Source organism: Amycolatopsis coloradensis, from assembly GCF_037997115.1.
GTDB classification, from domain to species: Bacteria; Actinomycetota; Actinomycetes; order Mycobacteriales; family Pseudonocardiaceae; genus Amycolatopsis; species Amycolatopsis coloradensis_A.
Window position 1 is genome coordinate 4,174,304 of the sequence record NZ_CP150484.1, and the last position, 24,225, is coordinate 4,198,528.

The 24,225-nt window shown below is 69.4% G+C and carries 22 protein-coding genes, 1 tRNA gene and 4 pseudogenes; 15 read left to right on the forward strand and 12 right to left on the reverse strand.

The genetic code is table 11. The annotated features are described in order from the left end of the window. Window positions 1-72 precede the first annotated feature (72 nt). A pseudogene (locus tag LCL61_RS19575) lies at window positions 73-222 on the forward strand (histidine kinase); the annotation flags it as partial. On the opposite strand, the pseudogene LCL61_RS19580 reads toward LCL61_RS19575, so the two are convergent. Together LCL61_RS19580 and LCL61_RS19585 are read right to left on the reverse strand one after the other, a co-directional pair. After that, window positions 223-1,065 (reverse strand): annotated as a pseudogene (locus LCL61_RS19580) (cation:dicarboxylate symporter family transporter); the annotation flags it as partial. A 67-nt stretch (window positions 1,066-1,132) separates the two neighbouring features. After that, window positions 1,133-2,362 carry a M20 family metallopeptidase gene (locus LCL61_RS19585; protein WP_340688176.1) on the reverse strand — a complete coding sequence of 410 codons (1,230 nt, stop codon included), beginning with the start codon at window positions 2,360-2,362 and terminating at the stop codon, window positions 1,133-1,135. A 76-nt stretch (window positions 2,363-2,438) separates the two neighbouring features. On the opposite strand from LCL61_RS19585, the gene LCL61_RS19590 reads away from it, so the two are divergent. The 3 genes from LCL61_RS19590 to LCL61_RS19600 all read left to right on the forward strand — a co-directional run bounded on the left by LCL61_RS19590 (window position 2,439) and on the right by LCL61_RS19600 (window position 3,688). After that, complete coding sequence (locus LCL61_RS19590; protein ID WP_200865852.1) at window positions 2,439-2,921, forward strand: tRNA adenosine deaminase-associated protein; 483 nt, start codon at window positions 2,439-2,441, stop codon at window positions 2,919-2,921. A 74-nt stretch (window positions 2,922-2,995) separates the two neighbouring features. After that, a complete protein-coding gene (locus LCL61_RS19595; RefSeq protein ID WP_340688629.1) occupies window positions 2,996-3,397 on the forward strand; it encodes a nucleoside deaminase in 402 nt (133 codons plus the stop codon). An 84-nt stretch (window positions 3,398-3,481) separates the two neighbouring features. After that, window positions 3,482-3,688 (forward strand): CsbD family protein, encoded by a 207-nt coding sequence (locus tag LCL61_RS19600; RefSeq protein WP_007035155.1) that lies wholly within the window; start codon window positions 3,482-3,484, stop codon window positions 3,686-3,688. A 47-nt stretch (window positions 3,689-3,735) separates the two neighbouring features. Here LCL61_RS19600 and LCL61_RS19605 read toward each other — a convergent pair. Together LCL61_RS19605 and LCL61_RS19610 are read right to left on the reverse strand one after the other, a co-directional pair. Then, window positions 3,736-3,823 (reverse strand) — tRNA-Ser (locus tag LCL61_RS19605). Window positions 3,824-3,865: 42 nt separating this feature from the next. Next, window positions 3,866-4,411, reverse strand: coding sequence for a DUF305 domain-containing protein (locus LCL61_RS19610; protein WP_340688177.1), 546 nt, complete (start codon window positions 4,409-4,411; stop codon window positions 3,866-3,868). 171 nt (window positions 4,412-4,582) lie between these two features. Between LCL61_RS19610 and LCL61_RS19615 the strand changes: the two genes are divergently transcribed. Beyond that, window positions 4,583-4,840: a hypothetical protein gene (locus tag LCL61_RS19615; protein WP_340688178.1), complete on the forward strand. Its 258-nt coding sequence runs from the start codon at window positions 4,583-4,585 to the stop codon at window positions 4,838-4,840. 25 nt (window positions 4,841-4,865) lie between these two features. Here LCL61_RS19615 and LCL61_RS19620 read toward each other — a convergent pair whose 3' ends face one another. Then, the gene (locus tag LCL61_RS19620; RefSeq protein WP_340688179.1) at window positions 4,866-5,120 is read right to left on the reverse strand and encodes a hypothetical protein; all 255 of its coding nucleotides are present in this window, start codon (window positions 5,118-5,120) and stop codon (window positions 4,866-4,868) included. 115 nt (window positions 5,121-5,235) lie between these two features. Here LCL61_RS19620 and LCL61_RS19625 point away from each other — a divergent pair, with 115 nt between their 5' ends. Both LCL61_RS19625 and LCL61_RS19630 read left to right on the forward strand, forming a co-directional pair. Continuing rightward, window positions 5,236-6,036, forward strand: coding sequence for a class I SAM-dependent methyltransferase (locus LCL61_RS19625; RefSeq protein WP_340688180.1), 801 nt, complete (start codon window positions 5,236-5,238; stop codon window positions 6,034-6,036). A gap of 60 nt (window positions 6,037-6,096) precedes the next feature. After that, entirely contained in the window at window positions 6,097-7,659 is a 1,563-nt protein-coding gene (locus LCL61_RS19630) for an adenylate/guanylate cyclase domain-containing protein (RefSeq protein WP_340688181.1), read from the forward strand. Between the two features lie 4 nt (window positions 7,660-7,663). On the opposite strand, the gene LCL61_RS19635 is transcribed toward LCL61_RS19630, so the two are convergent. Further along, window positions 7,664-8,851, reverse strand: a complete 1,188-nt coding sequence (locus LCL61_RS19635; RefSeq protein WP_340688182.1) for a cytochrome P450 — start codon at window positions 8,849-8,851, stop codon at window positions 7,664-7,666. Window positions 8,852-8,901: 50 nt separating this feature from the next. On the opposite strand from LCL61_RS19635, the gene LCL61_RS19640 reads away from it, so the two are divergent. The 8 genes from LCL61_RS19640 to LCL61_RS19675 all read left to right on the forward strand — a co-directional run bounded on the left by LCL61_RS19640 (window position 8,902) and on the right by LCL61_RS19675 (window position 16,525). Then, entirely contained in the window at window positions 8,902-9,978 is a 1,077-nt protein-coding gene (locus LCL61_RS19640; protein WP_340688183.1) for a M20 family metallopeptidase, read from the forward strand. A gap of 214 nt (window positions 9,979-10,192) precedes the next feature. Further along, window positions 10,193-10,465, forward strand: a complete 273-nt coding sequence (locus LCL61_RS19645) for a hypothetical protein (RefSeq protein WP_034324749.1) — start codon at window positions 10,193-10,195, stop codon at window positions 10,463-10,465. A gap of 42 nt (window positions 10,466-10,507) precedes the next feature. Continuing rightward, entirely contained in the window at window positions 10,508-12,328 is a 1,821-nt protein-coding gene (glmS, locus tag LCL61_RS19650; RefSeq protein ID WP_340688184.1) for a glutamine--fructose-6-phosphate transaminase (isomerizing), read from the forward strand. 27 nt (window positions 12,329-12,355) lie between these two features. Then, window positions 12,356-12,709, forward strand: coding sequence for a YciI family protein (locus LCL61_RS19655; protein WP_340688185.1), 354 nt, complete (start codon window positions 12,356-12,358; stop codon window positions 12,707-12,709). 5 nt (window positions 12,710-12,714) lie between these two features. Next, complete coding sequence (locus tag LCL61_RS19660) at window positions 12,715-13,896, forward strand: RNA polymerase sigma factor (protein WP_340688186.1); 1,182 nt, start codon at window positions 12,715-12,717, stop codon at window positions 13,894-13,896. Window positions 13,897-14,043: 147 nt separating this feature from the next. Further along, a complete protein-coding gene (locus tag LCL61_RS19665) occupies window positions 14,044-14,805 on the forward strand; it encodes a DeoR/GlpR family DNA-binding transcription regulator (protein WP_340688187.1) in 762 nt (253 codons plus the stop codon). Then, window positions 14,802-15,695, forward strand: a complete 894-nt coding sequence (locus tag LCL61_RS19670; protein WP_340688188.1) for a sugar ABC transporter permease — start codon at window positions 14,802-14,804, stop codon at window positions 15,693-15,695. Before LCL61_RS19665 ends, LCL61_RS19670 begins: the two co-directional genes overlap by 4 nt. 2 nt (window positions 15,696-15,697) lie before the next feature. Then, complete coding sequence (locus LCL61_RS19675) at window positions 15,698-16,525, forward strand: carbohydrate ABC transporter permease (protein WP_340688189.1); 828 nt, start codon at window positions 15,698-15,700, stop codon at window positions 16,523-16,525. 405 nt (window positions 16,526-16,930) lie between these two features. Here LCL61_RS19675 and LCL61_RS42620 read toward each other — a convergent pair whose 3' ends face one another. From LCL61_RS42620 to LCL61_RS19690, 6 genes and pseudogenes are all read right to left on the reverse strand, one after another. Beyond that, window positions 16,931-17,260 (reverse strand): family 1 glycosylhydrolase, encoded by a 330-nt coding sequence (locus LCL61_RS42620; RefSeq protein ID WP_425342055.1) that lies wholly within the window; start codon window positions 17,258-17,260, stop codon window positions 16,931-16,933. Between the two features lie 134 nt (window positions 17,261-17,394). Beyond that, window positions 17,395-17,454, reverse strand: a pseudogene (locus LCL61_RS42625) (hypothetical protein); the annotation flags it as partial. A gap of 134 nt (window positions 17,455-17,588) precedes the next feature. Then, window positions 17,589-17,648, reverse strand: a pseudogene (locus LCL61_RS42630) (hypothetical protein); the annotation flags it as partial. A gap of 258 nt (window positions 17,649-17,906) precedes the next feature. After that, window positions 17,907-19,277 (reverse strand): GH1 family beta-glucosidase, encoded by a 1,371-nt coding sequence (locus tag LCL61_RS19680; RefSeq protein ID WP_340688190.1) that lies wholly within the window; start codon window positions 19,275-19,277, stop codon window positions 17,907-17,909. Between the two features lie 11 nt (window positions 19,278-19,288). Next, on the reverse strand, window positions 19,289-20,548 hold the full coding sequence (locus LCL61_RS19685) for an ABC transporter substrate-binding protein (protein WP_340688191.1): 1,260 nt from the start codon (window positions 20,546-20,548) through the stop codon (window positions 19,289-19,291). Window positions 20,549-20,568: 20 nt separating this feature from the next. Continuing rightward, on the reverse strand, window positions 20,569-24,222 hold the full coding sequence (locus LCL61_RS19690) for a BTAD domain-containing putative transcriptional regulator (protein WP_340688630.1): 3,654 nt from the start codon (window positions 24,220-24,222) through the stop codon (window positions 20,569-20,571). Window positions 24,223-24,225: the final 3 nt, after the last annotated feature.

The window sequence follows — 24,225 nt, forward strand, 5'->3', positions numbered from 1 at the left end:
CTGGATGTGATGGCAGTTGGTCGCAGGTCCGTGAAGGCCTCCTTGCCTACCCTGAAGGTAGGGAAGGAGGCNACCGAGATTTCGCAGAAGCTCACCGAACTCGCCGCCAGCCGCGACCGCGAGCGCCGCTTCCACGCCGACGCCGTCCGCGCGGAAGAGCGTGCCCGCCTCGCGCGGGAGATGCACGACGTCGTCTCGCACCGCGGCTTCGTTCTTGCCGTGCTACACGCGTGCCACGGCCTTCTCCCTGTCTCCGTCACTGTCCTCGTGGGGATCCGAGACGTGATCGTCGATCAGGGTGGCTTCGTCGAACGGTGCCTGGCCGCTGAAGACCCGGTTGGCCTGATCCCGGTCGAACTCCTTGGTCCAGGTTCCGACCAGGACGGTCGCGACGGCGTTGCCCGCGAAGTTGGTCAGCGCGCGGGCCTCGGACATGAACCGGTCGATGCCGAGGATGAACCCGACGCCGTCGACCAGTTCCGGCCGGTGCGACTGGAGACCGCCCGCGAGGGTGGCGATCCCGGCGCCGCTCACGCCCGCCGCGCCCTTCGACGCGATGATCATGAACAGCAGCAAGGAGATCTGCTCGCCGACGCCCAGCGGCTGGTCCTGCGCGCTGGCGATGAACAGCGTCGCCATCGTCAGGTAGATGGCCGTGCCGTCGAGGTTGAACGAGTAGCCGGTGGGCACGGTGATGCCGACGACCGGTTTGGACACCCCGAGATGCTCCATCTTCGCGATCAGCCGCGGCAGTGCCGACTCCGAAGACGACGTCGACAGGATCAGCAGGAACTCGCGGCCGAGATAACGCAGCAGGGTGAAGATGTTGATCCGCGCGCCGAGCCACAGCACCGAGCCGAGCACACCGAACACGAACACCAGGCAGGTCAGGTAGAAGCCGATCATGATGACGGCGAGGCTGCGCAGCGCGCCCCAGCCGGTTTCACCGACCACCGCGGCGATCGCGCCGAACGCGCCGACCGGGGCGGCCCACATGATCATGGCCAGGATCCGGAACACGAGCCGCTGGATGTGCTCGATGCCGCGGCGGATCGGCTCGCCCTTGCGCGGTCAGGACGGCCAGGGTGTCATCGCTCATGGCACCCATTAAATCAACGCTGTTGTCTAATGGCTAGCGAAGGGCGTCCAGCGCGAACGCGGCGTACATCGCGACGCCGTTGGCCATCGCGTCCTCGTCGAAGACCACCCGGTTCGAGTGGTTCGCCTCGACCGTGGCCAGGTCGGCGTCGGGCGGGCAGGCGCCGAGGAACGCGAAGGCGCCCGGAATCCGCTGCAGGACGTAGGAGAAGTCCTCCGCGCCCATCACCGGGTTCTCCATGACCTCGGAGTTGCGGGCGCCGAGGACCTCGGCCGCCAGGTCCAGCACCCGCGCCGCGACCTGGGGGTCGTTCACCGTGACCGGATAGCCGGGGAGGACTTCGGCGCTCACGCGGACGCCGTGCGCCGCGCCGACCGCCTCGCACACCTTCGGCAGCTCCTCGCGGACGAACGCCTGCGTCCGCTCGGACAGCGTGCGGATCGTGCCCTCCAGGAACGCCGTTTCGGGGATGATGTTCGTCGTCGTCCCGGCCTCGATCCGGGTGACCGAGACCACCGCGGGCTCGAACACGCTGACCTTGCGGGTCACCATCGTCTGCAGCGCGCTCACCATCGCGGCCGCCGCCGGCACCGGGTCGATCGCCTGGTGCGGCGCCGAGCCGTGCCCGCCCCTGCCGGTGACGGTGACGTGGAAGCTGTTCGCCGACGCCATGATCGGCCCCGGCCGCGTCTGCACGATGCCCGACGCGACCTGGGTGAAGATGTGCAGGCCGAACGCCTTCTCGACGCGTTCGCCCGAGGCGTCGAGCACACCCTCGTGGATCATGTGGCGCGCGCCGTGCTCGCCCTCCTCGCCGGGCTGGAACATGAACACCACCGACCCGGCCAGCTCGTCGACGTGCTCGCTGAGCAGCCGCGCCGCCGACGCGAGCATCGCGACGTGGGTGTCGTGCCCGCAGGCGTGCATCGCGCCGTCGTCCTCGGAGGCGAAGTCGAGGCCGGTGTCCTCGTGCAGCGGCAGCGCGTCCATGTCGCCGCGGAGCAGGATCGCCGGGCCCGGTTTCGCGCCGCGGAGGACGGCTGTCAGCGAAGTGGTCGATTTGCCCTCGATGATCTCGAGCGGCAGGCCGTCGAGGGCCGCTTTGATCGAGGACTGGGTTTTCGGCAGGTGGAGCCCGATCTCCGGATTCCGGTGGATCTCCCGGCGGAGCTCTACGGTTTTCGTCTGGAGCGCGCGGGCCTCCGCCAGCAATCCGGCGAAGCGGGCGTCGGGGAGAGTGGGCAGGTCGGTGGGTCCGGTCATGTCTCGATAGTGGCGCATGCGGCGCTTCGGGCGCACCGTGCGTGCGTTCCGAATGCGGGCGGAATACGGTGTGCGCATGGCGGTGCAAGAGCCGATCACGGGGTTCGCGGTGGCCGTGGTGCGGGAGGACGGTCGGTGGCGGTGCAGCTCTCTTGATCCGGGGGCGCTCGCCGAACTCGACGCTGCGATCACCGAGCTCGGGAAACTGCGTTCCACCGGTGCCGCGTTCGGGCTGCTGGCGGTCGACGACGAGTTCTTCGTGATCGTCCGGCCGAGCCCCAGAGGCCCCTCGTTGCTGTTGTCCGACGCCGCCGCGGCGCTCGACTACGACATCGCCGCGGACGTCCTCGACGTGCTGAGAGTCGATCCCCCGGACGAGGACGACGACGCGGTCTGGCCGGAAGGCGACCTGGAGATCCTGTCCGACCTCGGACTCCCCGGGGCCGAACTGCAGGTGATCGTCGGCGAGGTCGACCTCTATCCGGACGAACAACTCCAGATGGTCGCGCAGCGGTGCGGATTCGCCGCCGAGTTCACCAAGATCCTGGACGAGATCTGAGCCCCGCCGCCTCCGCCGCCGACATCGCCGCCGTCCGGGCGGCGATCGCGGCGGCGCGAGGTGCGGGCGACGACGTGCCGATCGGCGCCGTCGTCCTGTCGCCGGACGGGACCCCTCTCGCTTCCGCGCGCAACGCCCGTGAAGAACTCGGCGATCCGACGGCGCACGCGGAGATCCTCGCGCTGCGGGCCGCGTCCGAGAGCTACGGCGACGGCTGGCGGCTCGAAGGCTGCACGCTCGCGGTGACGCTGGAGCCGTGCACGATGTGCGCCGGCGCGCTCGTGATGGCCCGGGTCGCGAAGGTCGTCTTCGGCGCTTGGGAACCCAAGACCGGGGCCGTGGGGTCGCTGTGGGACGTCGTCCGCGATCGTCGGCTCAGTCACCGCGCGGAGGTCGTCGGCGGCGTGCTGGAGGCCGAATGCGCGGCCCTGCTCGAAGAGTTCTTCCACGGGCGACGGGGTAACCGCACCGGGTGACAGATGTGTCGGATCCCGTGGCCCGGGTAATCCGGAAGCAGGCGGCCGCAAACGGCGGCCGCGGTCGAAGGAGGAACATCCGCCATGAGCGTTTTCGACAAGGCGAAGGACAAGGCCGAACAGGCCATCGGCGCCGCCAAGGAGAAGCTCGGCGAGAAGACCGACAACCAGGACCTCGCGAACTCCGGCCGGGCGGACCAGACCGAAGGCCAGGTCAAGGAGGCCGGGCACGACCTGCGTGACCGTGCGGAAGGCGGCGTGCAGGACCTCAAGGACAAGTTCAACAAGTAGTCCCGGACGCAGAAGAGCCGGTCTCCGTGGAGACCGGCTCTTCGCTGCGGTGGCGGTGGGATTTGAACCCACGGACGGGTATTAACCGTCACACGATTTCGAGTCGTGCTCCTTCGGCCGCTCGGACACGCCACCGCCGAGAACAATACCGGAGGGCCTTCCGGAGTCTTCAGGGGGTCAGGAAAGCTGCGCGGTGATCTCGTCGATCGCCGCCGTCTGGTTCTCCACGATCTCCCGCGCGAGCGCCCTGGTCTCGGCGTGCTCGCCCGCAGACAGCACGGTCTTCGCCATCGCGACGCCGTTGCGCAGATGCTCGGCCATCAGCGGGAGCCACACCTTGTCGAACTCGGCGCCGGACAGGTTCTGCAGTGAGGCGACTTGCCCTTCGGTGATCATCCCCGGCATCGCGTGCCCGGCGTGGCCCGCCGCGGGGAGGACGGCCGCGTTCCAGGATTGCAGCCAGCCGGTCATCGTCCGGACCTCTGCCGACTCGGCCTTGACGATCTTGGCGGCGGTGGCCTTCACATACTCCGAGGCCGACCGTTCCGAGGCGAGGTTCGCGACCTGGATCGACTGCTGATGGTGCGGGACCATCTGCTGGGAGAAGGTGATGTCGGCCTGGTTGGCGCCGGGTGTCGCCGGTGCGGCGCCCGTGGCCGTCGAGCAGCCCGCGAGCACCCAGACGACCAGCCCGAACAGGGCCATCGGCAGTCGCCGTCGCATGGATACCTCCGTAGTCAGGGGAAAAGCGGTCCCTCCGTCCTGTGATACGGCTGTGACCTTCCGGCGGTTCAAAATCGGATCAGCCTTGGCGGGCATGACGGATCCGAAGACAGTGGTGACCGGTTCCTTCAGGCCCTCGAAGAGTTCGACATCGATCGGGCGCTCGGCTTCGTGGCGATCGACATCGTCTATCAGAACGTCCCGCAGCCCCGGCCTTTCGGCCTTTCGGCGGTGGAGAAGCAGTTGCGCACCATGGCCTGCTACGGCAGCGGGTTCGAGGCACGCACCCGCCACATCGCCGTCGACGGGCCGATCGTGCTGTGGCGCGACTACTTCGACTGGACGACGTTCCTGGCCGCGAGCGCGAAGGGCGCGGGCACGGCGGCGGTCGCCGGCGCGAAAGAACTCGTGAGTGGCAAGGACGGTTAGAACCGTCCTCGCCACTCACGAGGTCTCAGCGCGTGCAGCGCGAGAAGACCGTCGCCGTGTAGGGCGAGATGACCAGCTTGAAGTACTCCTCGCAGTCGGTGAACCCGGCCCGCTCCGCCTGGGTCCTGGCGTCGTGGCGGGCGTAGAAGAGCGCGAGGCCGAAGTCGCTCGACCCGTGCCCGACGAATTCCCTGGTCTCCTGGACACTCGCCGCTGCGGGGGTGGCGATCGTGCCCATCATGGCGGCCGCGCCGAGCAGCGCGAGCAACGTTTTCCTCATACCGGCCACGCTAGGGCCGGAACGGTGCGCGATTCGCCCACTGGACGGACGGTTCCGCGGCCTCCGTCCGTCGCAGCCGGGTTCGCACGGGCCGCGAAACGGCTATCGTCGCGGCATGTCTTCTCGCAAAGTGGGAACCCAGCGGGCCTTCGACGCGGCCGCCGCCGATTTCGCCGCGCTCGGCAGGCATCTCTGGGAACCGATCGGCGCCGCCACGGTGGCGGCCGCCGGAATCGCTGAAGGAGACCGCATCCTCGACGCCTGCTGCGGCACCGGAGCGTCGGCGATTCCCGCGGCGCGTGCTGTCGGTGCCGGTGGCGTGGTGGACGCGATCGATCTTTCGGGGCCGATGATCGGCGAACTGCGCCGCCTTTCGGCCGAGCTGCCGCAGTTGCGCGCGCACGAGGCCGACGCGACGGCGTGGGACACCGGCGATTACGACGTCGTGCAATCCGCGCTCGGCATCTTCTTCTTTCCCGACATGACGGACGGCACCGAGCGGCTGATCGGCCGGGCCCGGTCCGGCGGCCGGGCCGTGTTCACGATCTGGCGCCGTGGGTCCATGGTGACGGCCGGCCGCCACCTCGGCCGCGCGGTGGCGGCGGTGACCGATTCCGCGCCGCCGGAGCGTGAGCCGGGCTTGATCGACCGCATCAACGAAGCCGGCCCCTACTCCGAATGGCTTTCCGGGCGGCGTCTGTCCGATGTGGACGTCGTGGTGAACGAGCTGCGGCTGGCCATGACACCGGAGATCGCGTGGCTGGTCGTCATCGGCTCCGGATTCCGCGGACTGCTTGACGACCTCGAACCCGGCGTCGTCGAGCAGGTACGTGAGCGCTACCTCGATTCGTTGCTGGCCGAAGGCGTGACCGAACTCGACGCCACCACGCTGATCGGCTCCGGCACCGTCCGCTGACAACCGCACCCGCTTCGGTGTACAGTCGTTCACTCAAACCGGGTGAACGGCGGGACACGGGTGCGACCAGACAACGACTCCTCTGTTCGGGGCCGAGGGCAGGGGCCGTTCGGCTCTTGGCTGCTCGGCCCGCTCGACCAGGATTCGGCCGTGTTGCGTCGCCGCGTCCAAGGGCTGCTCACCGGGACGCTGATCGCGACCAACGTCATCGGCGCGCTGGTCGTTGTCGGGCTGGCGGCGCTGCTCATGCCCGCGCCCGGTATGTCCGGCGACCTCGTCCGCGTGACCGCGATCGCGGTCCCCGTCTACGTGGTCTCCGCCGTCGTCGTGGGCGCGCTGTGGGGCACCCGCGGCGCGCTGCGGACACTGCGCTGGGCCGCCGACGGCCGGACGCCGAGCGACGAGGAGCGCGCGGCCAGCCTCCGCGTCCCGTTGCGCCTGACGCTGGTCCAGGCGGTGTTGTGGGGTATCGCGACCGTGGTGTTCGGCGTGCTGGCCGCGCTGGTACAGCCGCGGGTCGTGCTCACCGAACTGCTCGTGGTCGCGTTCGCGGGGATCGTCGTCTGCGCGATCGCCTACCTGGCCGGGGAGTTCATCCTGCGGCCGTACGCGGCCCTCGCCCTCGCGGGCACCTCGCCGGACCGGCCGCTCAGCGGCGGGGTCAACCTGCGGATGCTGCTGTTCTGGTGCCTCGGCACCGGGGTGCCGGTGGCCGGGCTGGTGGTCACGGCGGTGCTGGCGTGGGTGCGCGGCGACGTGTCGACCACGAAGCTCGCCATCTCGGTCATCGCGCTCGGCCTCGTCGTGCTGGTCTTCGGTCTCCTGGTGACGGTGTTCACCGCCCGCGCCGTGGTGAACCCGATCCGGTCGGTGCAGCACGCGCTGGGCCGGGTCCGGGCCGGTGACTTCGCCGTGGAGATCCCGGTCTACGACGGCACCGAACTCGGTCTGCTGCAAGCGGGTTTCAACGGGATGGCCGTCGGTCTCGCCGAACGCGAACGCTTGCGCGACCTGTTCGGCAGGCACGTCGGCGAGGACGTAGCGAGCGAGGCGATGCGCACGTCGACCGAACTCGGCGGCACGGTGCGGACGGTGTCGGTGCTGTTCGTCGACCTGATCGGTTCGACGGCGCTGGCCGCCAGCCGTCCGCCCGAAGAGGTCGTCGGCCTGCTCAACCGGTTCTTCGCGGTGGTGGTCGACGAGGTCGACCGCAACCACGGGCTGGTCAACAAGTTCGTCGGTGACGCCGCGCTGGCGATCTTCGGCGCACCTGTTCGGCTGGAGGACCACGCGACCCTCGCGCTGTCCGCGGGCCGGGCGATTTCGCGCAGGCTGGCGGCGGAGGTACCCGAATGCCCGGCGGGGATCGGCGTGGCGACGGGTGAGGTGGTCGCGGGGAACGTCGGCGACCCGCGGCGGTTCGAGTACACGGTGATCGGCGACCCGGTCAACGAAGCAGCCCGGCTGACCGAACTGGCAAAGAACGTCGAAGCCCGGTTGCTCGCTTCGTGGACGGCGATCGAGTCGGCGGCCGAGGGCGAGGCCGCGCACTGGAGGGCGACGGAGGACGTCACCCTGCGAGGCCGCACCCGGCCCACCACACTCGCGACACCCAAGTCCTGACCCGTCAGGCGAATTCGAGCCGCAGGCTTTCGAGGCCGCGCAGCGTCACTTGCTTCACCCAGACCGGATCCGCGGTCCGGTGGAAGGCGCGGCCGGCGCCGAGCAGCGCCTCGAACAGGGTGCGGCCCTCCAGTCGCGCCAGCGGGGCGCCGAGGCAGAAATGGATGCCTTGCCCCAGCGCGAGATGTCTCGGCGAGGGACGGCCGACGTCGAAGCGGTCCGGGTCCTCGTGCGCGCGCGGGTCGCGGTTGGCCGCTCCCAGCAGCACGACCGTCTGTGCGCCTTCGCCGACGGACTGGCCGCCGACGGTCGCGTCCCGCAGCGCGAGCCGCGTGGTCAGCTGGACGGGAGAGTCGTACCGGAGCATCTCCTCGACCGCGTTCGGGATCTTCGAGCGGTCTTCGGCCAGTTCCCGGTGCCGGCCCGGATGGTTCAGCAACGCGAGGACCCCGTTGCCGATCAGGTTGGTCGTCGTTTCGTGCCCGGCGACCAGCAGGAGCATCGCGGTGATCACCAGTTCGCCTTCGCTGAGCCGGTCGCCCTCGTCGGACACCGACACCAGATCGGAGAACAGGTCGCCGGTCGGCCGCTTCCGCCGCTCCTTCGCCAGCTCGCGGAAGTAGGCGACGAATTCACGCCGGGCGGCGACGGCCGCGGCGACGGTCTCCTTCGCGATCAGGAAAGAGGGGTCGAGCGCGCGCCCCATGGCGTGCGACCAGCCTTCGAAACGCTCGCGGTCGGCCAGCGGTACCCCGAGCAGCTCGCTGATGACCACGACCGGCAACGGTTTCGCGATCTCGGTCATCAGCTCGAATTCGCCCATTTCGAGCGCTTTCGACACCAGTTCTTTCGCCAGTTCTTCGATCCTCGGGGCGAGCTGCTCGACCATCCTCGGCGTGAACGCCTTGGAGACCAGCCGCCGCAGCCGCGTGTGATCGGGCGGGTCGAGCGCGAGGAACGACCGGATCACCCGGCCCTGCTCGTCGACCGGCTCGTTCTCGTGCGGATCCGGCAGTACCTCGGGCTCCGAGTGCCCGAACGCGGGGTTCTTCAGCAGCGCCGATGCCTCTTCGAACCCGCTGACCACGAAGAACCGGTCGGCGGCCTCGAACACCGGACCGCGGGCGAAGACCTGGCGGTAGAACGGATACGGATCGGCTCTGGTCTCCGGCGCGAGCAGGTTTTCGAGCATGATCCCGATCCTATGCGCGACGGCGTTCTCCCCTGCGCGAAAGTATCGGCATGACTGTCGACGCGATGATCGAAGACCTCAGGACCCTCGTCGAGATCGAGTCGCCTTCGGGGGACATCGAGGCTTTGACGGCGTCGGCAGAGGCGGTCGCCGCCCTCGTCGAGGCTCGACTCGGTGGAACGGCGAGCCTGGTGGAGAGCGCGGCGGGACCGCACGTCCGGTGGTCCGGCGGCGGCGAACCGCGCGTGCTGATCCTCGGGCACCACGACACCGTGTTCCCGGTCGGCACGCTGGCTCGCCGACCGTTCGCGGTGACCGGTGGCCGGGTGACCGGACCCGGGGTGTTCGACATGCTCGGCGGGCTGGTGCAGGCTATCCACGGCCTGGCCGCGCTCGGCGACAGGACCGGGGTCGAGATCCTGGTGACGGCCGACGAGGAGACGGGCTCGCACGAATCCCGCGCGCTCATCGAGGAGCGCGCCCGCGCGTGCGGCGCGGTGCTCGTGTTCGAAGGAGCGGCCGACGGCGGCGGCCTCAAGATCGGCCGCAAGGGCTGTGGCACGTTCGAGGTCATCGTCACCGGCCGGGCGTCGCACGCCGGCCTCGAGCCCGCGGCCGGGGTCAACGCGCTGACCGAAGCCGCGCATCAGGTGCTGGCGATCGCCGCGCTCGACCGGCCCGAGGCCGGGACGAGCGTCACCCCGACGGTCGCCTCGGCGGGAACGGCGAGCAACGTCGTGCCCGCGTCCGCGACCGTCGTGGTCGACGTGCGGGTCGAGTCCGCCGAGGAGAAGGAGCGCGTCGAAGCCGGGTTCGCCGCGCTCACCCCGCGCCTGCGAGGGGCGGAACTCGTGGTGCGGGGCGGGATCCACCGGCCGCCGATGCCCGAGTCGGCGGCCGCGGACCTCTTCGCCGTCGCGCGACGGCTGCTGCCCGGAGTCGCCGGGGTGGCCGTCGGCGGCGGGAGCGACGGCAACCTCACGGCCGCGATCGGCGTCCCGACCCTCGACGGGCTCGGCGCCGTCGGCGGTGGCGCGCACGCCGATCACGAGTACCTGCTGGTCGAGTCGATGGTGGAACGGGCAGAACTGGCCGCCGGGCTGGTGAAGGCCATCCGGGGCCGCTGATCGCCGCGCATTCGGTCGACTGACTGCGGGACTTCGGTCTCGCGGGCGGCAAGGGGTGAGGGTCGAGTTTCCTACCCTCAGGGTAGTGAAGGAGGCCTTCACGGACTGGCCGGGCATCCCACCGCCGCCTTCAGTCGACTAAGCACGGGGTGTGTGACTCGCCAGTTCTTGCCCGATTTCGGGCAAGAACTGGCGTTTCGATAACCCGATGTGCATGATGGGCTCCGTGGAGGACGCGGACATCGTCGAGCAGGTGGCCTTGTCGACGGGTCTGTCGACGGCCATCGCCGCCCGTGTCGTCGAGGACGTCCTGGCGTTCTACCGGCAGCCGGTCGAGCAGTACGTCCGGGAGCGGCATGCCCGGTTGCAGGCCGAGGGCAGGAAGAACCCGGAGATCTTCCCCCGTATCGCCGGCGAGCTGAGCCGTCGTCTCGTCGCGCCTCCCGACCTGTCCGAGCGGCAACTGCGCCGCATCGTCTACGGCTGACGGAACACGCCCGTCCGTTTTCTTTTGTGAGGTTGACTCGTCATGTGCGGAATCGTCGGCTACATCGGCGGCCAGAACGCCGCCCCGATCCTGATCGAGGGGCTGACGCGGCTGGAGTACCGCGGCTACGACTCGGCCGGGATCTCCGTCCTGGGCGGTAAAGGCGCCCAGGTGCACCGGATCGTGGGGCGGGTGCGGAATCTGACGGCCGCGCTGCCCAAGCGGCTCGCGGGCAAGGTCGGCATCGGGCATACGAGGTGGGCGACGCACGGCCCGGCGACCGAGGCGAACGCCCATCCGCACGTCTCCGAGGACGGCCGGATCTCCGTGGTGCACAACGGGATCATCGACAACGCCGACGCGCTGCGCGAGCAGCTCACCCAGGCCGGGGTGACGCTGTCGTCCGAGACCGACACCGAGGTGCTCGCCCACCTGATCGCGCGGTCGAGCGCCAAGACACTGGAAGACGCGGTCGTCGAGGCCGTCTCCCGCGTCACCGGTACTTACGCCATCGCCGTGACCGACACCGGGCACCCCGACCGGGTCGTGGTCGCGCGGAACGGTTCGCCGCTGATCATCGGCGTCGGCGACCGGGAGATGTTCGTGGCCAGCGACCTGTCCGCGCTGGTCCGGCACACCTCGCAGGTGGTGCACCTCGACGACGGCGAGTTCGCCAGCGTCTCGGCCACCGGCTACCGCACCTTCACCGTCGACGAGAGTGACACCGGCAAGGCAGCGACGGCGATCGACATCCAGGCCGACGACCTCGACCTCGGCGGGTACCGGCACTACATGTACAAGGAGATCCAGGAGCAGCCGGAATGCCTGGAGCGGATGATCCGCGGACGGCTGGACGACCGGTTCGGAGTGTCCCGTTTGGACGGTCTGAACCTGACTCCCCGTGATCTGCGCGGCTTCGCGAGGGTGAAGATCCTCGGCTGCGGTTCGGCGTACTACGCGGGCCAGATCGGTGCCACCATGATCGAGGACCTGGCGCGGGTCCCGGCCGACGCGGAGGCCGCGTCCGAGTTCCGTTACCGCAACCCCATCATCGAAGCGGACACCCTCTACATCGCGGTCAGCCAGTCCGGCGAGACGGCGGACACCGCGTTCGCCGTCGAAGAGGTCAAGCGCAAGGGCGGCCGGGTGGTCGGCCTCGTGAACGTCGTGGGATCGACGATCGCGCGGGCCTGCGACGGTGGCCTGTACCTGCACGCCGGCCCGGAGATCGCCGTCGCGTCGACCAAGGCGCTCACCAACATGGCCGTCGGGTTCGCGATGATCGCGCTGGCGCTGGGCCGCGTCCGCGATCTGTCCAACGCGGACGGACAGCGCATCGTCGCGGCACTCCGCGCGCTGCCGAAGCAGGTCGCGGCCATCGTCGAGGCGGAGGCCCGGATCGCCGAGCACGCCAAGATCTGCGCGGACGCGCGGAGCCTGTTCTTCATCGGCCGGGTCCGCGGTTTCCCGGTGGCGCGGGAGGGCGCGCAGAAGTTCAAGGAGATCTCGTACCGGCACGCGGAGGCCTACCAGACCTCGGAGCTCAAGCACGGCCCGCTCGCGCTGATCGACGAGGAACTGCCGACGGTCGCGATCGTGCCGTCCGACGATCTCGCCGACCGCAACCTGGCCGCGATGCAGCAGATCAAGGCGCGCAAGGGGCAGGTGCTGGCGATCACCCACGACGACGTGGACTTCGGCGATCTCGACGTGCCGCGGTTCGTGGTCCCGCGATCGGAGCCGGAACTCGACCCGATCCTGCTCACCATCCCGCTGCAGCTGCTGGCCTACCACGCGGCGCTGATCCTCGGTCACGACATCGACAAGCCGCGTAACCTCGCGAAGTCCGTCACCGTGGAATGATCTCCTGAGCCGTCGAAGGGGTCCGACATGAGGCAGTACCTGCTCGCCGTCCAGCTCGACGAGAGCGAACGGGACGCGCCCGAAGAAGAGTTCCTGGCGATGCTCGCCAGGACGGGCAAGGTCACCGACGAGATGAAGGCCGCCGGGTCCTGGGTCTTCGTGGGCGGCCTGGAGCACTCGGACGTCTCCACGGTCGTCCGTCCCGAAGGCGGCAAGACCACGATCACCGACGGGCCGTTCGCCGAGACGAAGGAACAGCTCGGCGGGTTCTGGGTGATCCAGGTCGACGACCTCGATCAGGCGCTGGCCTGGGCCGAGAAATGCGCGCTCGCCTGCGGGCAGCCGATCGAAGTGCGGCCGTTCGGCGACCCGTCTCGGTGACGCCGATGGATCTCGACGGGATCTACCGGGCGGAGTACGGCCGATGTGTGGCCACCCTGACCCGCCTCCTCGGCGACATCTCGCTCGCCGAAGAGGCGGTTCAGGACGCGTTCGCGACGGCGGTGGAGAAGTGGGCGGAGACGCCGCCCAATCCGGGCGCGTGGATCGTGACCGCCGCTCGCAACCGCGCGATCGACCGCCTTCGCCGGGAATCCTCCCGCGAGGCCCGGCACGCCCAGGCGCTGCTCCTGCACTCCCAGGACGAGCCGCGGGAGGTGGGACCGGTCCGCGACGACCAGCTCCGCATGATCTTCACCTGTTGCCATCCGGCGCTTTCACCGCTCGCGCGGACCGCGCTCACCCTGCGCCTGATCGGCGGGCTGGAGGTGGGGGAGATCGCGCGGGCGTACCTCGTCCCGGAACCGACCGTGGCCCAGCGGATCGTCCGCGCCAAGAAGAAGATCCGCGACGCGGGCATCCCGTACCGGGTGCCGGGGAGCGGTGAACTGCCGGATCGGCTGGACTCCGTGCTCACCGTGCTCTACCTGATCTTCAACGAGGGGTACGCGTCCACGTCGGGCGACCTGCTGCGGACGGACCTGTGCGTGGAGGCGGTGCGCCTGACGAGGGCGCTCGCCGATCTGATGCCCGACGAGCCGGAGGTGATCGGGCTGCTGGCACTGCTCCTGCTCACCGAAGCCCGGCGCCCCGCGCGGGTGGGGCCTTCCGGTGAGCTGGTGGTGCTCGCGGAGCAGGACCGGTCGTCGTGGAACCGGGAACTGATCGCCGAGGGCCACGAACTGGTGCGGCGATGCCTGCGCCTCGGCCGTCCTGGCCCATACCAGGTGCAGGCCGCGATCAACGCCGTGCACACGGACGGCGAGTCGACCGACTGGACACAGGTGCTGGCGCTCTACGACCAGCTGTGGCGGCTCACCCCGACGCCGGTCGTCGCGCTCAACCGCGCGGTCGCCGTCGCCGAGGTGCACGGCCCGGCGGCTGCACTGGCCGCGATCGAGGGACTGGACCTGCCCGGGTATCACCATCTGCCCGCCACACGGGCGAACCTGCTGTCCCGCCTCGGCCGGACCTCGGACGCCGTCGCGGCCTACGACGAGGCGATCGCCTTGGCCACCAACGACACGGAACGGGCTTTCCTGCGGGCCAAACGGGCAGTCCTGTCGTAGTTTCGGGCAACTGCCGACCAAAACGCCGCGCCCGCTGTGTCCTCAATGGACAGAGCGTCGTGGTCCGGTGAGGGGTTCCGTTGTCGGACCGGGGAGAAACCAACTATTGTCGCCATGACCGCTCATCCGCCAGGCAGGAGGTGATCGTTGTACGCCGAAGAGCGGCAGCGCGCCATCCTCAAGCAGGCCCGGCAGAACGGCCGGGTCGACGTGGCGACGCTCGCGGCGGCCTTCGAGATCACCAGCGAGACCGTCCGCCGTGACCTGACGGCGCTGGAGCGCAGCGGAGTGGTGCGACGGGTGCACGGCGGCGCGATCCCCGTCGAGCGGCTGGGCATCGAGCCGGGGCTCGACGCCCGCGACGCGGTGATGAGCGCGGAAAAGGACCGCATCGCCGCCGCGGCGCTGGAGCAGATCCCCGACGGGGGCGCGATCCTGCTGGACTCGGGCACCACGGTGGCCCGGCTGGCGAACCTCGTCCCCGCCGATCGCGGGCTGACCGTGGTCACGCCTTCGCTGCCGAACGCGTTCACGCTCGCCAACCGGCCCGGCGTCACGCTGATGCTGGTCGGGGGACGGCTGCGCGGCCACACCATGGCGGCGGTCGACGGCTGGGCGCTCGACGCACTCAAGGACACGTACGTCGATGTCGCTTTCCTCGGTACCAACGGTCTTTCCGTCGAGCGGGGGATCACCACCCCGGACGCCGCCGAGGCGATGGTGAAGCGCGCGGCCATCGCGTCCGCCCGGCGGACGGTGCTGCTGGCGGATCACACGAAGATCGGCGACGACCATTTCGCCCGGTTCGGGGGCCTTTGCGACGTCGACACCCTGATCACCGACAGCGGGGCCGAACCCCGGGAGATCGACGACATCAGCCGGGCAGGCGTCAAGGTGATCATCGTTTGAAGCGTACGGGCGAGCGGCTCGCCGGATATCTGATGACAGCGCCGTTCTACGTCCTCTTCGGCGTGTTCGGTCTTTTCCCGTTGCTCTATACGGCCTGGGTGGCGCTGCACCATTGGCATCTGGTCAACGGTGACACCGGGTTCGCCGGCCTCGGCAACTTCGCCGTCCTGCTTCAGGATCCGTATTTCTACAACGCGCTCTTCAATACCGTCAGCATCTTCGTCCTTTCGACGGTCCCGCAACTGCTGGCCGCGCTCGGTCTCGCGGCGCTCCTCGACCGTCCCCTGCGGGCGCGGACCCTGTGGCGGGCGAGTGTGCTGTTGCCCAACGTCGTCTCGGTGGTCGCGGTGGCGCTGGTGTTCAGCCAGCTGTTCGCCGAGGACTACGGCGTCGTCAACTGGGCGCTGGGCCTGGTGGGGCTCGATCCGGTGGACTGGCGTTCGGACCGGTTCGCCTCGCACGTCGCGGTGAGTACGATGGTGATGTGGCGCTGGACCGGCTACAACGCGCTCCTCTACCTCGCGGCCATGCAATCCGTGCCGCAGGAACGCTACGACGCCGCGATGCTCGACGGTGCCTCGCGCTGGCGGACCTTCTGGTCCATCACCGTGCCCGCGATCCGGCCGACCATCGCCTTCACCGTCGTCGTCTCGACGATCGGCGGGTTGCAGCTGTTCGCCGAGCCACAGCTGCTCGACGACACCGGCGTCAACGGGACGGGCGGCGCCGACCGGCAGTTCCAGACCCTCGCCATGTACCTGTACGAAAAGGGGTTCGGCGAGTTCGACGCCGGATACGCGGCGGCCATCGCGTGGTTGCTGTTCCTGTGCTCGGCCGTGTTCGCGCTGGTCAACTTCTCGCTCGTGCGCCGGATGCGGGGCGGTGAGTGACCGTGGCGGCCAGGGAACGGACCGGCTTCGTCGTCTACGGGCTGCTGCTCGCCGTCGCCGTCGCGTCGATCTTCCCGTTGTACTGGTCGTTCGTGGTGTCCTCGAAGGACAACTCCGCCCTTGGCGAGACCTCGCCGCCATTGCTGCCCGGCGGCAACCTGATCGAGAACGTGGGCAGGGTCTTCGGGACCGTCGACTTCTGGCTGGCGATGCAAAACTCGCTGATCGTCGCCGGCACGGTGACCGTGTCGAACGTGCTGCTCTCCAGCATGGCCGGCTTCGCCTTCGCGCGACTGCGCTTCCCGGGCCGCGACTCGCTCTTCCTGGTGGTCATCGGTACCGCCATGGTGCCTGCCCAGCTGGGCGTCATCCCGCTCTACCTCGTGGTCGGCGAACTCGGCTGGTACGGACGGCTGGAGGCGGTGATCGTGCCCGGGCTGATCGGCGCGTTCAGCGTGTTCTGGATGCGGCAGGCGTGCGAGGAGGCGATCCCCGGCGAACTGCTCGACACCGGACGCGTCGACGGCTGTTCGACGGCGCGGCTGTTCTGGCACGTCGCCATGCCCGCCATCCGCCCTCAGGCCGCCGTGCTCGCGATGCTGACGTTCATGACCGCGTGGAACGACTTCTTCTGGCCGCTGATCGTGCTCGACCCCAACGCGCATCCGACCGTCCAGGTGGCGTTGTCGCGGCTGGCGAGCGGCTACTTCACCGACTACTCGCTGATGCTCACCGCGGCAACCATCGGTGTGCTCCCCGTGATCGTGTTGTTCATCCTGCTGGCCAGGAAGGTGGTCGACGGCGTGATGCGGGGCGCGCCACGGGCCTGACGACCTGAGCGGACTTCGGTCTAGATCGAGCCCTAGCCGTGTTTCGGCGACGACACGCTGTCGTGTAATTGCATAGCAATGTCGCGACCCGTGGTCGTCGTGATCCTGGTTCTTGGTCTCGTGGCGGGGTTATGGCCGTATTTCGGCGATGGGTGGCATGTGGTTTCACGGCTACTGTCTGGCCGAACGTGGCGTGATCAGGCGCGGGCTCCGGCACTGATCGGGCCGTTGCCGTATTTTGGCGACGACTCGTTGTCGGGTAGTTGCGTGGCGAGTCTTGCGACCGCGGTCGGGGTGAGCCTGGTTCTTGGTCTCGTAGCGGGGCTATGGCCGTATTTCGGCGATGGGTGGCATGTGGTTTCACGGCTACTGCCTGACCGAGTCGCGGCGTGATCACGCGCCGACTTAAGTCATGGTCGTATTTCGGCAACCAGGTCGTCGCGGACACGGGGCCGTGGTCGTTTTTCGGCGACGGTTCAGAAGGGTGGTTNGTTTCGAAGTCGACGTGTACGAGGTGGTACCGCTGTGTGTGTCCACGCAGGGAACGTGCGACTGACCGCCGGTGTCCGTGCGTCGCCGATTTCCGGCAACAACAACAAGGTCAAGCTGTCTGAATCCTTGAAGCTCGTTGCGCGCCACCACGTCCGCGTAGAATCGGGCGCTGTCCTTGAGTGCTCGTTCCTGCGTTTCGAAGTCGACGTGTACGAGGTGGTACCGCTGTGTGTGTCCACGCAGGGAACGTGCGACTGACCGCCGGTGTCCGTGCGTCGCCGATTTCCGGCAACAACAACAAGGTCAAGCTGTCTGAATCCTTGAAGCTCGTTGCGCGCCACCACGTCCGCGTAGAATCGGGCGCTGTCCTTGAGTGCTCGTTCCTGCGTTTCGAAGTCGACGTGTACGAGGTGGTACCGCTGTGTGTGTCCACGCAGGGAACGTGCGACTGACCGCCGGTGTCCGTGCGTCGCCGATTTCCGGCAACAACAACAAGGTCAAGCTGTCTGAATCCTTGAAGCTCGTTGCGCGCCACCACGTCCGCGTAGAATCGGGCGCTGTCCTTGAGTGCTCGTTCCTGCGTTTCGAAGTCGACGTGTACGAGGTGGTACCGCTGTGTGTGTCCACGCAGGGAACGTGCGACTGACCGCCGGTGTCCGTGCGTCGCCGATTTCCGGCAACAACAACAAGGTCAAGCTGTCTGAATCCTTGAAGCTCGTTGCGCGCCACCACGTCCGCGTAGAATCGGGCGCTGTCCTTGAGTGCTCGTTCCTGCGTTTCGAAGTCGACGTGCATGAGGTGGTACCGCTGTGTGTGTCCACGCAGAGAACCGCCGGCAGTTTCGGGCGCCAGTGCGTCGCCGATTTCCGGCAACAACAAGCCCAAGCCGTCAGAGCCCTTGAAGCTCGTTGCGCGCCACCACGTCCGCGTAGAATCGGGCGCTGTCCTTGAGTGCTCGTTCCTGCGTTTCGAAGTCGACGTGCACGAGGCCGAACCGCTGGGTGTAGCCCATCGCCCACTCGAAGTTGTCCAGCAGCGACCAGGCCATGTAGCCGCGGACGTCGGCGCCGCGTTGAATCGCGTCGTGCACGGCGGCGAGGTGTTCGGCGAAGTACCGCACGCGTTTCTCGTCGTGCACCCGCCCGTCGACGACCTCGTCCTCGAACGCGGCACCGTTCTCGGCGATCACGAGCGGCAGGCCGGGGCAGTGTTCGTGCAGCCACAGCAACAGTTCGGTGAAGCACTCCGGCCGCTGTTCCCAGCCCAGCGAGGTCAGGTCGCCGCGGGGCGGCTGGACGTCCATCCCGCGCAGACCGGGCAGCGGGCAGTTGCTGTCGGCCTCGGGATCTTCGAGCGGGACCGCGCGGGCGGGCGCGTAGTAGTTGACGCCGAGGACGTCCAGCGGCTGCGCGATGATCTCCAGATCGCCGTCGGCGATCGCCGGTTCCAGCGTGCCGAGATGCGCCAGATCCGCCAGCAGCTCGGGCGGATAGCCGCGGCCCAGCAGCGGATCGAGGAAGAACCTGTTGTGCAGGAAGTCGAATTTGCGTGCGGCCTCACGGTGCGCGGCGTCGTCCACATCGGTCAGCACCGGGGCGAAGTTGAGCACGATGGACACTTCCTGCCCACTGCCGTTCGCCCGCAACGCCTGCACGGCCTTGCCGTGCGCGAGCAGGAGGTTGTGCCCGGCGACCAGTGCCGCGCCCTCGTCGCGGATGCCCGGCGCGTGATCGCCGTTGCCGTAGCCGATGAAGGCGGCGCAGAACGGCTCGTTGATCGTGGTCCACTGCCGCACCCGGTCACCGAGTACATTGTGGACAGTCAGTGCGTAGTCGGCGAAAAGGCTCGCGAGGTCACGGTGCGGCCAGCCACCTTCCGCCTGCAGCGCTTCCGGGAGATCCCAGTGGTAGAGCGTCACCATCGGGGTGATCCCGTGTTCCAGCACGGTGTCGACAAGGCGATCGTAGAAGGCGAGGCCGCGTGGTTCGACCGCGCGGCCGTCCGGCATGATCCGCGACCACGCGACGGAGAAGCGGTAGTAGGGCACGCCGAGGTCGCTCAGCAGTCCGATGTCCTCACGGTAGCGCCGGTAGTGGTCGCAGGCCGGGTCTCCGGTGGCGCCGTCGAGCACCAGACCAGGCTGCGCGGTGAAAGTGTCCCAAATGGATGGTCCGCGGCCGTCCGCCGTCGTCGACCCCTCGATCTGGTACGCCGCGGTGGCCGTGCCCCAGCGGAACCCGGCCGGAAACCTGCGTGTCACGCCGTCCCCGCTCAGTTGGCGGCCGCGGCGCGGCCTTCGGTCGCGGCCTGGCTCCACGCCTGATCGAGCGATTGCTTCCCCTCTTCGACACGGCCGAGCGCGTGCCCGTACACCGGCCGTACCTCGCCGTCGCGCAGCCCGCGGTAGTTCGGCCGCAGGGCCTCGGCGGAGGCCGCGAAGATCTTGCCGATCGGCGCGCCGCTGAAGTACTGACTGGTGTGGGAAAGCACGGCGGTGTCCTGGTACGCGCCCAGCGCGCTCGGCAGCAGCCCGCTTTCCAGGAAGATCCGCTTCTGCTGTTCGGGCGCGGTGAGCCAGACGGCGAGGTCGTAGGCTTCCTTGCGGTGCGCGCCCTGCTTCGGGACGGTCAGGAACGAGCCGCCCCAGTTGCCGGCCTTGCCCGGAACCGAGGTGACGTCCCATTTGCCCGCGAGCTCCGGTCCGCCCGCCTCTTCGATCTGGGTGAGCATCCACGCGGGACAGGTGATGGCGGCGAACCGGCTCTGCTTGATCGCCACCGTCCACGGCTGGGTGAAGGTGGTGACCGCGGCGGTCTCCTTCTTCAGTGCCATCCCGCCCGCCAGCTCGAAGGCCTTGCGCACGTTGGGGTTCGTGTCGGCGATGAACCGCTCGTCCTTGGAGAAGTAGTTCTCCTGCGCCTGGTTGAGCATCGCCGTGTAGACGGTGCCCGCCGAGTCGGCGAACTTGACGCCGTCCGGCGCCTTGGCGCTGAACCGCTCGCCGGTTTCCGCGAACTTCTCCCACGTCGGCCACAGCGCGGCCACCTGGTCGCGGTCGGACGGCAGGCCCGCGTTCGCGAACAGGTCGCGCCGGTAGCAGAGGGCGAGGCTGCCCATGTCGGTGCCGAGGCCCATGACGAACTTACCGCTTTCGGCGGTGCCCTGGTCCCATTTCCAGGCAGGCCACTGCTCGCGGAGACCCTGCGCGCCGAACTCGGAGAGATCGGTGAACTTGTCCGTGGATTGGCGGAACTTGGGGAGGTACTGCTCTTCGATCGCCACCACGTCCGCGCTGCCGCGTCCGGCGCCGAGCCCGGTGGCGAGCTGGCGGTGATGCGTCTCGAAGTCCGCGACCCGGCCCTCGACGGTGATCCCCGGATGGGACTTCTCGTAGTCGTCGAAGAGCTTTTCGTATCCGAACTCGCCGAAGGTGGCGACGGTGAGCTTGATCGGGCCGCCGGCTTCCGGTGCGCTCGAACAGCCGCTGAGCAGCAGCACGAGTGCCGTCAATCCGGCCAGTACGCGGGTCATGGTTCTCCTCGGTCGTGCGGTCACGCGAGTCGTCTCGGCAGCTGGTCGCCGACGGTCAGCCGGGAATCGGCGTGCAGTTTGGTCAGGACCCTGGACACCAGCGACTGCACCGTCCGCCTCGGCAGGCTCAGCTCGGCGGCGATCTCCGGGTTCGACAGCTTCGCCGCCACCAGCCGCGCGACCCGTAGTTCCAGCGGCGACAGCGCCCCGCTGTGCCGGGGACTTCGCTCGGCACGGCTCAGCACGCCGAAGCGGCGCAGCCTGCTTTCCGCCCGGCGGATGCTCCAGGTGGCTCCGACGTTGCCGAGGACCTCGCACGCTTCGGTGAGCGAACGGGTCGCCGCTTCAAGGTAACCGGCGCGGCCGAGCAGCTCGGCGGCGTCCTCGAGCGCGGCCGCGAGTTCGATCGGGCGGCGGACCTCGCGGTAGTGATCGGCCGCGGCCAGCATGCCTTCGGGGTCGCCGTCGATCATCGACCGGCACCGGAGAGCGGCCGCGGCGGCCCTGGCGGGAACGGTCTCCTGGCTCGCCTCCTCGGCGCAGACGGCGAGTGCTTCCTGCGCGACGGCGTCGTTCCCGGCGGCGAGCGCGACGCGGACGACGTCGGGAAGCCATTGGTGGCGCAGCATCATCCGGGCGTAGTCGGGGCGGAGCACCGGCGCGAACAGCCGCAGCGCGTCGTCGAGCTCGCCGCGTTGCTCGGCGGCCATCGCCTGTGCCGCCAGGTAGAAGTCGCAGCTTTCGCGCTCGGACGAGTTCGACGGAGAGTGCGCCTCGGCCGCTTCCAGATGGGCGCGGACGGCGACGCGTTCGTCGCGATGGCCCGCGATGAGGGCGGCGACCCCGTGCAACAGCAGGGCGGCGGCGCCCGGCTCGCGGACACCGTAGAAGGTGATCGCCGGGCCGTCCTCGGTGACCGAGTCCAATTCGGCCAGTGCCTCGTCCCAGCGGCCGGTCCAGTAGTAGTGCACGGCCGCCGAGACCTGCGGACCGGTCGGCAGGCCGTGCCGCGCGGCCGTCTCGTACCCGGCGTGCAGCGTGGCGTCGGCCTCGGCGAGCCGGTCGAGGTTCTGCAGGGTGAACAGGCGGTTGTCGAGCAGATCGAACCGCAGGGTCGCCAGGTCGGCCTCGTCGCCGGTGGTCTCGAGCGCCGCGTCGATCGCGGTCAGCGCCCGGTCGTGCTCGCGGCGGATCGAGTGCACGAGCCACAACGTCTGCTGCGCGTGCGCGGCGGGATAGCGTTCGCCCGCCTCCGCCGCCTCGGCGTGCAGCCCCCGCGCGATCCGTTCGGTCTCGTCGAGATCGGCGAGCGTGCCGCGCCGGAAGTTGGCGAGCAGTGTCCGGGTGCTGGTGCGCCACAGCTCCGGCATCGACGGGTCGTCCGCGGTGTCGGCGAGTGCCTCGATCGCACCAGGCGTGTCGCCCCGCCGGTACCGCAGCGCGGCGAGGAAATGCCGCATCTGCGCCAGATCCGCCTTGTCGGTGACGGTCTTCACCGCTTGCTCGGCTTCCGCCTCGGGCGCCAGTTCGAGCCGGAACAGCACACGCACCAGCGCCGCGATCAGCGTCTCCCGCTGCTCGCGGGTGGGCACCGTGCTGTCGAGCGCGCCGCGGAGCAGGTCCGCCGCGATATGCGGCGCGCGGTTGGACACCGCGACGTGGTTGGCGGTGAGCCAGCCCGCCAGCCACGGATCGAACGGCACCGGCCCGGCCGCCAGCTGCTCGGCGACCCGTTTGATCGGCGCGCCCGCACGCGCGAGCGACTCGGCGGCGCGCCGGTGCAACGCGGCACGGATCGGTTCCGCGATGGCGCCGTAGAGCGCCTGACGCTGGAACGGATGGTGGAAGGCGAGTTTGTCGCCGGCGTACTCGATGACCCCCGCGGTGGTGGCGGGCTCCAGCTCCCGCAGGACCTCCAGCGGGCCCTTGTCCGCCAGCGCGGCGAGGTCCTCGACGGCGAACTCCGCGCCGAGCAGTGAGGCCGTCCGCAGGATCTCGGTCGTGCCGGGGTCGAGGCATTCCAGCGTCCTGGCCACCGCCGCCAGCAGCGACCGCGGCGCGTTCTCGGTGCCGTCCAGCGTCACCTCGGCCACGCCGTCCTTGATCCGCAGAGAGCCGGTGCGGACCAGGTCGTGCGCGATCTCCCTGGCGTAAAGCGGGTTCCCGGCCGCGCGCCGGACCAGCGGGCGCAGACTCGGCCCGAGCTTGGCTTCGAGGACCACCTCGAACACAGCGGCGATGTCGTCGTCGGTCAGTACTTCGACCGGCATGATCTCGCCGTCCCTCGCCTCGACCCCGCGACGGAGCTGGGCGAGGTCGCGGCGGCCGTGCCCGGTGCGCGTGGCGGCGACCAGCAGGAGCGGCAGCTGGCGGGTGGCGGCGGCCAGTCGCTGCCACAGCAGCACACTCGCCTCGTCCGCCCAGTGGAGGTCGTCGATCACCAGCACCAGCGGGCCCGCCGCGCAGGTCTCGTCGACCAGCGCCAGCAATTTATCCACAGTGGACAAGATCGGGTCGGCGGGGCCCCAGTTCCCGTGCGCGGGTTCGGCGTGCAGCTCGCCTGCCAGCTTGGCCTTGGCCGGATCGGCCGCGCCGTGGTGCACCCCGAGGCACTCCATGATCACCTGCAGCGGGAACCGTTGCCGCAGCTCGTCGGCCGCGGTCCAGGCGAGCTGGCAGCCACGCGCCGCGGCGCCCGCCAGCCCGGCGATCAGCAGTTCCGATTTGCCGATGCCCGGTTCGCCTTCGAGCCAGACCGGGCGGCCGCGGCCGGCGAGCACGTCTGTGACGAAGCCGTCCAGCCGCTCGACCTGCCGGGCGCGGCCGGGCAGGCGGCCCTGGCCGCCACGTTCGATCGCCTTGGCGACCGGCGGCGGCACGACGCGGACCGGAACCGGTTTCGGTCGGGTGACAGGTTTTTCGCTGCCGTCCAGGATGCGCTGGTGCAGATCACGCAGCGGGGCACCGGGTTCGACGCCGAGTTCGTCCCGCAGTATTCGCCTGGCCTCGCGATACGCGCTGAGCGCTTCGATCTGCCGCCCGCTGGCGTGCAGGGCGCGCATGAGCGTTTCGTGCAACGACTCGCGTAACGGGTGCCGCTGCACCAGCGCCGTCAGTTCGGCCACCACTTCGCGGTGGTCACCGATGCCGAGCAGGGCCGTGGCGCGCAGTTCGGTGGCGGTGAGCTGGAGTTCGGTGAGCCGGACGCGTTCCGCTTCGGCGAACGGGCCCGGCACGCCGGAGTAGGCCTCGCCGCGCCAGAGACCGAGCGCGGTGGTGAGCCGGGCGGCCGCGCCCCGCTGATCGGTGTGGGCGAGCAGCCGCCAGGCGGCCGCCGCGTCCTGTTCGAACCGGCTGACGTCGAGCGCTTCCCTGTCCAGCCGCAGTACGTAACTCGACCCGGACGAACTCAGCACCTCGTGCGCGTCACCGCCCGCCTTGCGGATCGCGCCGCGCAGACCGGAGACGTAGGTGTGGACGCTGCCGATGGCGCTGGTGGGCGCCGACTCGCCCCAGACGTCCGAGATCAGTTCACCGAGGGAGATCGCCTGGCCGCGGCGCGCCGCCAGGGTGGCGAAGACCGCGCGCTGCCGGGCGGGCCCGAGCTTCAGCTCGACGTCGTCGAGCCAGGCACGAGGCGGTCCGAGCAGCTCGACGCGCAGCCCGTTCGTCACGCC